This is a genomic window from Helicobacter sp. T3_23-1056 (assembly GCF_053654535.1).
Genome location: NZ_JBSIUU010000050.1, coordinates 1 through 6,290, shown reverse-complemented (window position 1 = coordinate 6,290; position 6,290 = coordinate 1). Strand labels below are relative to the sequence as shown.

The 6,290-nt window shown below is 40.2% G+C and carries 4 protein-coding genes and 1 pseudogene; 1 reads left to right on the top strand and 4 read right to left on the bottom strand.

Features of this window, described 5'->3' with window-relative positions; genetic code table 11:
• Positions 1 to 1,333, top strand: a pseudogene (locus ACWIUO_RS13230) (hypothetical protein); the annotation flags it as partial.
• Between the two features lie 259 nt (positions 1,334 to 1,592).
• Here the strand turns inward: ACWIUO_RS13230 and prfB are convergent.
• The 4 genes from prfB to ACWIUO_RS13210 all read right to left on the bottom strand — a co-directional run bounded on the left by prfB (position 1,593) and on the right by ACWIUO_RS13210 (position 6,065).
• Positions 1,593 to 2,681 carry a peptide chain release factor 2 gene (gene prfB / locus ACWIUO_RS13225; RefSeq protein ID WP_454178359.1) on the bottom strand — a complete coding sequence of 363 codons (1,089 nt, stop codon included), beginning with the start codon at positions 2,679 to 2,681 and terminating at the stop codon, positions 1,593 to 1,595.
• Between the two features lie 140 nt (positions 2,682 to 2,821).
• Positions 2,822 to 3,547 (bottom strand): DUF305 domain-containing protein, encoded by a 726-nt coding sequence (locus tag ACWIUO_RS13220; protein WP_454178358.1) that lies wholly within the window; start codon positions 3,545 to 3,547, stop codon positions 2,822 to 2,824.
• Positions 3,548 to 3,840: 293 nt separating this feature from the next.
• Positions 3,841 to 5,703, bottom strand: a complete 1,863-nt coding sequence (locus ACWIUO_RS13215; RefSeq protein WP_454178357.1) for a hypothetical protein — start codon at positions 5,701 to 5,703, stop codon at positions 3,841 to 3,843.
• A gap of 119 nt (positions 5,704 to 5,822) precedes the next feature.
• Positions 5,823 to 6,065 (bottom strand): hypothetical protein, encoded by a 243-nt coding sequence (locus tag ACWIUO_RS13210; protein ID WP_454178356.1) that lies wholly within the window; start codon positions 6,063 to 6,065, stop codon positions 5,823 to 5,825.
• Between the last annotated feature and the right edge of the window lie 225 nt (positions 6,066 to 6,290).

Genomic DNA, 6,290 nt, shown 5'->3' with positions numbered 1-6,290 from the left:
ATTTATCAATCCGCCGTATGCAGAGGCAAGCTCTGCAAAGGCTAGAACAAGTGGCAATGGGAATAAAGCGGGAGTTTCAGTAAGTGAAATCTATGAAAAATATTTTAAACTTCTTGGGCGTGGTGTAAATGAAGTTTTTTCGCAATTTTTTATACGAATACACGAAGAGATTCCGAGTTGCACTCTAGCAAGTTTTGGCAAATTAAAATATATCAATTCAAATAATTTTATAAAATTTAGGGAAACATTTAAGGCAAAATTCTTAAAAGGATTCGCTATTCCAGCCTACACCTTTGACAATGTCAGTGGACAATTCCCTATCGGCTTTTTGATATGGAATCTAGCAGACAAAAAAGACATTAAAAAAATCAAATTAGATATTTTTAATGAAAACAATAAGCGAATCGGGAAAAAGAATTTTTATACTCCAAATAAAAATAAAAAGAATATATTTATAAGCGATTGGGTTAGGAATTTTTATGATAAAAACAATGAAAATTTAGCGTGGCTTACTTTAATGGGTGCAGATTTTCAATCTCAAAATAGTGTTTATATTTCAACACAACCAACACAAAACAATATAAGAGAAAGTAAAGTGGCTCAAATCACAAAATACAATCTAATTCCTATTTGCATATATTTCGCGGTGCGACACGCTATAAAATCATCGTGGATAAATGACAGAGACCAATTTTTGTTTCCCAAAAATAAATGGCGAGGCGACAGCGAATTTCACAACGACTGCCTAGCTTACGCCCTCTTTCACTCCCAAAATCGCATAAGCGCAAATCTCTCCCCCTCCCTTGCGATAAATACCCCACCCCAAACCCCTCCCGCAAGGGGAGGGGCTTTCTCTATCTCCCCCTCCATTGCGGAGGGGGATAAAGGGGGTGGGTTAAAATCCACAAACCACTTTATCCCATTTAGCGAGCAAGAAGTCGGCGCAAAAGAAGCATTTAGAAGCGATTTTATGGTGCGTTTCATAAATGGCAAAGTCAAAAATGGGACACTTCTTGACTGCTTTGTCCCAAATGAAAAAATGACCTTTTCAAGCGAGGCAAAAGCCGTTTTTAGCGCGGGATTAGAGCTATGGCGATATTATCACGCGCAGGCAAAATCTAGCGAGAAATACCTAAATGACGCAAGTTTGTATGACATAAAAGAGTATTTTCAAGGACGAAGCGAGTCTAAAAACGGCAAGCAGGGCAAGCTAAACGCAAAAAGCGAGGATTCTCATTATAACGATTTACTAGCAAACTTACGCCTAGCCCTAAATGATTTAGCCACAAAAATACAGCCAAAAATCTATGAATACGAATTTTTGCTAGAATGACTTAAAAATGATTTTGGCAAAATCTAAATATTGTTTGAAAGTTGTTTAAAAAAATGCCAAATATTTTGCCACTGCAAACCACCGCAAAATCCCGCAAAATCAACCCCCAAGCACCAAAACACCCCACAACAAAACCCCACGCATAAAATCAAAAAAACAAGTAAGCCAAACAATACAAGCAAAATCCCCACACACCAAAACCCAACCCCCAAACAAACTTAAAAAACCCCCAAATCCTAAAATCTATCCAAAATCTATTTTACTTCATCACCAGCACCGATTCGATGAGTGCGTCTATATCCCCGTCCAAAACCCCTGCCGTATCGCTTGTCGCGTAGTTTGAGCGCAAATCTTTGACTTGCTGATATGGGGCTAGCACATAGGAGCGGATTTGATGTCCCCAGCCGATTTCGCTTTTTTCCCCCGTGTTTGCGCTCTCTCTTTGCTTTGCTTGCTCGATTTCATAGAGTTTGGATTTGAGCATTTTTAGCGCGGTGGCTTTGTTTTTGTGCTGACTTCTATCATTTTGGCATTGCACGACTATGCCGCTTGGGAAATGCGTGATACGAATCGCAGAATCGGTTTTGTTGATATGCTGTCCGCCCGCGCCACTTGCGCGATATGTGTCGATTCGATAGTCCTTTTCCTCTAGCTCGATTATGATGTCATCGTTGATTTCAGGGCTTACCTGCACGCTTGCAAAGCTCGTGTGCCGATTAGCATTAGAATCAAAGGGCGAGATTCTAACCAACCTATGCACGCCAGATTCCGCCTTTGCATAGCCAAAGGCATTTTCGCCTTTGACAAGAAATGCCGCGCCCTTGATTCCAGCTTCCTCGCCGTCTTGATAGTCCAAAATCTCGACTTTATATCCCCGCCGCTCCGCCCAGCGCAGATACATACGATAGAGCATACTCGCCCAATCCTGCGCCTCCGTCCCGCCCGCTCCGGGCTGAATAGTGATAATGGCATTGAGCGCGTCATTTGGGGAGTTTAGCAAAATCTCTAGTTCGGCTTTGAGCACGGAGGATTCTAGTGCGCTTGATTCTGCGAAAAGCAATTCTAGCGTATCGCTATCGCCCTGCGCGCTCGCTAGCTCAAAGAGCTCCGCGCTATCGTTTAGATTGTTGCCTAGTGCGGTGTAGGATTGCAGAGTTTTGGTGATTTTGGTTTTTTGCTTGGATATTTCGCTAGCCCTCTTGGCGTCTTCCCAGAAGTTTGGCGCAGATTCTAACGCTTCTAATTTGGCTAGCTCATCTTGCAAGACAGAGGGCTTGATAATCTCGCCGATAGTGGCGTATTTGCTTTGCAAAGTTTTTAGCAATTCGCCATATTGATAAGAATCCAAACAGCCCTCTTGTAATTTTGTAGATATTTTGTAGATTTTGGTAGTTTTGGATTTCGCGCCTTCTTTGTAGAGAGGCTACCACGCTAGCCTACAAAATCAGCGTCCCAAACGCCAAAAGCGCAAAATCCGTTTTACGCAAGCTATTTTTTGCTCTTTTGTGGCTTGCTAGATTCTGCTTTTTGTGCCTGTATATCTTCGATTAGCTTTTGCATCGCAGTGATTTGGGTGTTTTGCTCATCGATGATATGCTTTGCGATTTCTTGTGTTTTTTTGTCTTTGGTATAGGCTAGCACGATAGCAGAGCTATCCACCGCACCTGTGTGATGAGCTATCATCGCGTTCAAAAAATCTATCTCTACTTCGCCACTTTCTTCTATCGCCATACCGCCCATCATAGATTCGTTAGCCTTAGCGTTTTTCTCGGCAAACTCTTTATATTCCTGCGCAGAAATTTTCGTAGTTTTTACGCCTTTTTTAGCGATTAGCTCTCTAAATTCTTTGATTTCGCTCTCTTGAGCTTTGATGATATTTTCTGCAAGCAATGCTACTTGAGGATTTTTGGTTAGAGGAAGTAGTAGTTTGGCAGAGTCAATCGCGCCTTGATGATGAGGTATCATATCGCTCAAAAAGTCAATCTCCACGCTTTTTGTGCTTGATGGCGTGTGTGCGTGCATAGGAGCGTGCATAGCTTCTAGGATTTTGCTAGATTGCGTGCTAGATTCATCGTTTGTTTGAGCACTCATAGCTCCGCAAGAAGCGCACTTAGTAGGCTGTGCGTTTTCTTGGCTGTGTTGGTGTGCGTAAATGCTGCTCATAAGGGCTAGGCTAGATACCGTAGCAAGTGTAAGTTTTGAGAGGGTTTTCATTTTGTGTCCTTTGCGTTTGTGATTTTTTTGCTTTTTGTCGCAAGTCGTTGCAAGATATTACAAATCATTACAAAATATTGCAAAATCCAAACAAAAAAGCAAAAACGCCAAATTATAATCAAAAATAAAAAACAAACAAAATGTAGATTCTCTAAAACGCAGATTTTGCGCGAATTTGCCATAATCTAGCATTATCAACATTGTGCTACTTTGCGACACCTTACACCAAAATCTACTTTTTGGCATTTGAAGCAAAGCATTATTTTTGCTTCAAAAATCTCGTAAATTTTGCTTTAAGGCAGGATTTTTGCCCTTCTAGCCTGCGCGCTATATGTGAAAATCTCATCAAAAAGTATATCCTCACTTCTAAATGTATAGCTAAAAATCACTTTGCCATTTATATCATATCGCTTGCCGCCTACGACTTTTTTGTCTTTTTCGTATAGTTCTGCTTGGAGTTTTGGCACACTTCCGCCCCCGCTAAAAAATACCCGATAAATCGTCAAATCCTCCCCTTCAATCGTTATGATTTCTTTATGCAAGATTCCGTTTTTGTAAGTTTGGAGGATATTTTTGCCTCGTTGTTTTTCATTTTTGGTTCGTAGCGTCTTGCCATCGGCGTTATAAAGCCATTGGGTATGAGAATGTGGCAAATACGATATTTTTGATTCTTTCACGCCATTTTGGTTATAAGTGCTTCCATTTGCGCCATTTTCCTGTATTTCAAACTCGCTTGCAAGCGCGCCATTTAGATGAAAAATTTTTATGCTATTTCCCCTTTTTTCAAAGGCGATTTGCCCGCTAGGATACCTCCACACCTCGCCCCCACCGCTAGAATCCTTGCTTAGCGCGTTTGCAAAATCTAGTGGCTTTATAGAAAAATACACCTGCTCTTTGTCATAGTTTTGATATGGCGACACAAGCACGCCATTTTTATGCAAAGCCTTGTGCAAGGGCTTTTGGCTAGGATAGTCATAGACGATTTCTTCGCCATCTAGCACGCCATCTTTATAAAATCTAGAGATTTTCAAAATCCCATTTTGCCCATAAGTCTTTGCTTCCCCGCTCAAAAAATCATCTACATACCGTTGCAAAAACACAAGATTATTCCCCACATATCCGCTAGAATTTCCATTTTTTCTACCATTGATATACGGGGTTTTTACCGCGATATTTTGCGCATCAAAAAATAGATTCTCCCCATTTAAAATATCATTTTTATAGCTCTTTTTGCCGATTACCACGCCATTGCGATAAGTCGTGCTAACGCCCTCTTTTTTAGAGTTTTTATACATTTGCGTGGTGCGGATTTTGCCTACTTGGCTTACCACCTCCCCGCTTAATACGCCATTTTCATAAGGCACTTCTTTTATCACTTCGCCGTTTTTGTAGATTTTGCTTACGCCACTAAGTTGTTTATTTTTAAAGCTAAGCATTGCCAAAATCTCGCCATTTTCATCATAAATATTGATTAGTTGAAATCCTTGTTGATTATCTTTTTTTAGGTGCAAAATCGCATTGCCATCGCTTCTAGGCGAGGATTTTGCTAGCTCATTGTATGATATTTGCATAGGCAGGGGTGCGGGCAAATCTTTGGGAGGAAAATCTTTTGCATTAAAATTATTTGCATTCAAAACTTTTGATGACGGATTTTTGTCGGTAGGTTTTGCGGTGGTTTTTGCGGGAGTATTTGTAGGCTCTAGGGGCATTTTAGAGGGATTTTTAGATTCTAGTTTGGGTGGTTTTTGTGGCGTAGGCGGTGTCTTTGTTGCGCTAGGTTCTGTGCTAGATTTTGCATTTTTAGATTCTGTTTTTAGATATGTTTTTTGCGGGGCATTTGACCCTAGCTTGGCAGAATCCATTTTTTGATTTGCAAGTCTATTTGTAGTTTTGTTGGATTTATTTGTAGATTTTTGCGTAGATTTTGAAGCCTCTTGGCTATGTGTCTTAGCAGGGGTATTAGATTTTGAAGTATTACTAGATTTTGGTGCTTTGGATTGATTTGCTAGGCTAGAATCATTAGCGTTGTATTCTTGCGTGGATTCTAGCTCGTATTTGGCACAGCCATTTATGATGATTGCTACGCAGAGTATCGCTAGCTTTGCCATAGCCACATTTGCAAAAATCCAAAATCTCCAAAACGCCACATACCCCATTTGCTATTTTCCTTACAAATGCTTTTATGCAGAATCGCAAGTCTTTGCGCTCATTTGCGCAAAAACGCATATTTGCAAAGTATTATAGCAGATTTTGAAATTATGGTAATGTTTTGTAGTTAGTCGCCTTTACAAGTGTATGAAATTTGTCCCCCACCATCTGTATAAGAATATGTGCAACCACAATCTAGTATGCAGTTTTGCTTACAAGCGTTTGTTGCAAATAATCCGCTACAATGGTTTGTGTCGCATTTTTGCACGCACTGACTTTTTTCTTCGGCTCTTTGCTGTCCGCACGCATTAAAACTTAACATACACACCGCCACCAATCCCATTTGTAACAATCTTTCTAACGCTCGCATTTATGCTCCTTATACAAAAGTTTTTCTTAATGCCTATTTGCATCTAGCACTAAGCACGAGCATAAGCCTACAAAAAAAAAAAAACAGAATTTAAATAAAACCTGCCACAAATTCTTACCCAAACCCCACACTATTTCCAAATCATTACTCTAAATTTTTTCACAAACCCCCCACAATTTTTTCACATTTCTCACAAACCCCACAAATTTTCCACTAAATTCTACT